The sequence below is a fragment of the Natrinema soli genome (assembly GCF_028618695.1).
On the sequence record NZ_JAQIVI010000610.1, the window covers coordinates 1 to 2,998 of the forward strand.

The 2,998-nt window shown below is 64.4% G+C and carries 4 protein-coding genes and 1 pseudogene; 3 read left to right on the forward strand and 2 right to left on the reverse strand.

Annotated elements, in window-relative coordinates; genetic code table 11:
* Window positions 1–120, forward strand: a pseudogene (locus PGX04_RS34830) (DUF5787 family protein); the annotation flags it as partial.
* Window positions 121–156: 36 nt separating this feature from the next.
* Here PGX04_RS34830 and PGX04_RS27770 read toward each other — a convergent pair.
* Both PGX04_RS27770 and PGX04_RS27775 read right to left on the reverse strand, forming a co-directional pair.
* On the reverse strand, window positions 157–657 hold the full coding sequence (locus PGX04_RS27770) for a DUF5797 family protein (protein WP_273741443.1): 501 nt from the start codon (window positions 655–657) through the stop codon (window positions 157–159).
* 258 nt (window positions 658–915) lie between these two features.
* Window positions 916–2,205, reverse strand: a complete 1,290-nt coding sequence (locus tag PGX04_RS27775) for an MFS transporter (RefSeq protein WP_273741444.1) — start codon at window positions 2,203–2,205, stop codon at window positions 916–918.
* Window positions 2,206–2,320: 115 nt separating this feature from the next.
* Here PGX04_RS27775 and PGX04_RS27780 point away from each other — a divergent pair, with 115 nt between their 5' ends.
* Complete coding sequence (locus PGX04_RS27780) at window positions 2,321–2,575, forward strand: DUF5789 family protein (protein ID WP_273741445.1); 255 nt, start codon at window positions 2,321–2,323, stop codon at window positions 2,573–2,575.
* A gap of 87 nt (window positions 2,576–2,662) precedes the next feature.
* The gene (locus tag PGX04_RS27785) at window positions 2,663–2,971 is read left to right on the forward strand and encodes a transcription factor S (protein ID WP_273741446.1); all 309 of its coding nucleotides are present in this window, start codon (window positions 2,663–2,665) and stop codon (window positions 2,969–2,971) included.
* Window positions 2,972–2,998 lie beyond the last annotated feature (27 nt).

Here is a 2,998-nt window from a genome sequence, read left to right on the forward strand (position 1 = left end):
GACTTCGAACCCGAGCCGCCCGTCTGGCGCACCCGCGGCTGGCCGATCGAGGGCGGGCCTGGAAAACGGCTCAAGCGGGTTCTCGAGGACCGCCGGCGGCGACGACGGCCGGGACTGTAGCTCCGTCGCACCGGTCGACGGCTCGAAAGCGAGACGTCAGTCGGAGACGGCGACCTCGAGGTCGTCGCGCTCGACCGTCAGCCGGAACGTCGGCACGGTACGGTACTCGACCTCGACGACGCCCTTGCGACGGAGGCTCTGGAGGCCCGAACGGACGTCCTCGGCCTCGGCATCAACATCGTACTCGTCTCGGAGCTTGTGCAGCACCGAGACGACGCTTTCTGACTCCTCCTCGGGCCCGGCGAGGACGGCGACGATCCGCGCTTGTAGTTCGGGAACGCGGATTTTGGACGGGGCTCCGTCGTCGGGATCGCTCTCGATCCCCGGCTCGACGTCGACCAGCTCGGCCGCTTCCGCGGTCGCCCGGATCAGACTGTTGTCGTCCCGGAAGTAGTAGTCGCCGAGTTCGTTCTCGAGAAATTGGTGGACCTCGCTGCCGCTGTCCATCTCCCAGCGCTCCTGCAGTTCGGAATTCTTCGTCGGCTGTAGCTCCACCACGTCCGCCAACCGGTCCTTGGCCTCCTCCGAGAGCGTCATCGTCAAACCGTATGAGTAACCGGTACTTTTGCGTTGCGTCCCGCCAGTTCCGTGATCTGTCACGCCGATCGAACCAAACGCCGCGTTCGGTCCCGATCCGGGATCGAACGGCCGGAGAAACGCGAGACGGCCGCATCGGCTCGAGCGCTCACGGACTGATAGGGAGTATTGGTGTCGTTCAGAGCGTCGGAATACGGGATCGAGAGACACGACCGAGTCGAGAATTACGAAACGCCCGGTCGGCGACGAGACACCCCCTCAATCGCTCCCGACGACCGGCACCGAGGCCGTCGACTCGAGCGTCTCCTCGACCTGCGTATAGACCAGAATCGCCCCGAAAACGGCGAGGACCGTTCCGAAGACGAAGGGGACTCTGAAGCCAAAGCCCACCAGCGCACCCGAGGAGAGCGGCCCGATGGCGATTCCGTAGCCGAAGGCCATCGTGAGCACCGACAGTTTCGACCCGGACTCGCCCTCGCCGGCGAGATCGCCCGCCAGCGCCAGCGACGGGGCGAACACCATCGCGGCCGCGATCCCCTGGAACAATCGGGCGACGAACATGAGGACCGAAGACAGAACGAACCCCTGGACGAGCGTCGTCGGGATCAACAGGACCATTCCGGTGACGATGAACGGCCGACGACCGTACCGGTCGCAGGCCCGTCCGATCGGCGTCTGCAGCGCGACCTGGGCGATGATGAACGCCGCGAACTGGAGACCGAACCAGGTCGACCCCTGCTCGAGGCGGGCGTTGACATCGGGTTGAATGGTCGCGAACAGCGCGATCGCGGTCGCCATAAATAGCGACGCGACGCCGAGCGTGAAGATCGGATCGAGCAGGGTGGATCCCGACCGATCGAGGATAGGAATCGAGAGGTCCGCACCGGCGTTCGCGACCGTCGACTCCGGATCGGAGACGAGCACCGTCACCAGCACGTAACTGACCGTGGCCGTGATCGTGGCGATATAGAAGGCAGCGGCGAACCCGGTGACCGACATCCCGCCGGGGAGCGCGTACGGGCCGCGACTGACGACCGCACCGGCCACCGCCGGCCCCGCACCGAAGCCGACCAGTCGAAAGGTGTTGTAGACGCCCATGTTCCCCCCGCGGTCGTCGGTCGTCGCGAGTTCGTTCACGAGCGCGACCGACGACGGAATGATGAAGGCGACGCTGACGCCCTGTAGCCCGCGGATGACCAGCAACGAGACGTACGTCTCCGCGACGACGTAGGCGATGTTCGTGACCGCCAGCCCGGCGAGTCCGACCAGAATGAACGGCTTGCGCCGCCCGAGCCGGTCCGACAAACGACCGGTAAACGGCTGAAAGCTGCTATTGAGGAAACCGAAGACCGAGAGGATGACCCCGGTAATCATCGACTCCCCGAGGCCGAACGCCGTCCCGCTCACGATACCGCTGGTCACGTACAGCGGAATGACGATGATCAGAAACGAGTTTCCGATCCCGTCCGCCATTCGGGCACCCGCCAGCGCGAGCACCCGTCGGTCCACGGCAAACGGTGCGAGACCCCGCTCGACGACTCTCCGCATCGACCGTATCTGCGTGATCGGGACCGATTATAGTTTCGAATCGAAATGTTAGTATCCGCGACAGTACGCCCGAGCGCGGCAGAACTACAAGCCGCCGGCCCGCGTTCGTCCAGCCATGTCCGACGTCAAACTCAGTCGCGTCGAGTCCGTCCTCGAGGAACTGGAGTACCCCGTCACGAACGAGCGAGCCGCCGCCGAACTCGCGGACGTTACCCTCCTCCTCGCGGACGGCGAACGAAACCTGGGGGCGCTCATCGAACGGAGCGACAGTGATCGCTTCGAATCGATGGACGACCTCGAGTCGGAACTCAACAACGTCCTCCCGCGGGAAGCCGTCGGCGAGCCGTATCAGTCGGAGGGCGAGGGGTGAGCGCCTCTCGACGGGATCGGGGCCGAGACCGGTCAACGGGCTGAAACAGGCCCCTTAAGTCGCTCCACCTCCGTAGCCCGGACAACGATGGAATTTTGCGACGACTGCGGTTCGATGATGAAAGCCGACGACGGGCTCTGGGAGTGTGGCAGCTGCGGCTTTACGAAACCGAAAGGCGACGCCGCCGAATACACCGTCACCGACGATCAGGAAGCTAGCGAGATTATCGAGTCCTCCGGCGAGACCTCCCTGCCCGAGACCAACGCTATCTGTCCCGAGTGTAACAACGACCGCGCCCTCTGGTATATGCAACAGATCCGGTCGGCCGACGAGTCCGAGACGCGCTTTTTCATCTGTACCGAGTGTGAGCACAAGTGGCGCGAGGATGACAACTAACGGAATTTTGCGCTGCGGTCTGTCGCG

Coding starts and splice junctions, on each gene's coding strand:
- PGX04_RS27785 (WP_273741446.1), top strand. CDS start 2,663: ATGGAATTTTGCGACGACTGCGGTTCGATGATGAAAGCCGACGACGGG.
- PGX04_RS27780 (WP_273741445.1), top strand. CDS start 2,321: ATGTCCGACGTCAAACTCAGTCGCGTCGAGTCCGTCCTCGAGGAACTG.
- PGX04_RS27775 (WP_273741444.1), bottom strand. CDS start 2,205: ATGCGGAGAGTCGTCGAGCGGGGTCTCGCACCGTTTGCCGTGGACCGA.
- PGX04_RS27770 (WP_273741443.1), bottom strand. CDS start 657: ATGACGCTCTCGGAGGAGGCCAAGGACCGGTTGGCGGACGTGGTGGAG.